Source organism: Streptomyces sp. URMC 129 (assembly GCF_051386415.1).
Taxonomy (GTDB): domain Bacteria; phylum Actinomycetota; class Actinomycetes; order Streptomycetales; family Streptomycetaceae; genus Streptomyces.
Map to the genome: position 1 here is coordinate 1 of NZ_JBPQTQ010000327.1, position 247 is coordinate 247.

General features: G+C 77.3%; 1 protein-coding gene. It reads left to right on the forward strand.

Going from position 1 to position 247, the window contains the following annotated elements; genetic code table 11:
- Positions 1–247, forward strand: a 247-nt coding sequence (locus tag ACSNOC_RS27995) for an acyl carrier protein (RefSeq protein WP_436750368.1), incomplete at both ends; no start/stop codon positions are given.

Sequence of the window (247 nt, forward strand, 5' to 3'; positions counted from 1 at the left end):
CGCCGCCCGCGCCGCCCGCGATGGGCCGCGACGACATCGAGACGTGGCTGCGGCGGGCCCTCGCCCGCGCGGCCGGAGTCCGGCCCGAACACATCGACCCCGGCCTGCCGTTCGCCGCGTACGGACTCAAGTCCGTGGACCTGGTCGCCCTCCTCGGCGACCTCGAACAGCGCCTCGGCCGCCCCCTGCCGACGACCGTCGTCTGGGAACACCCCACCGCCGCCCGACTGGCCGCCCATCTCGCCGC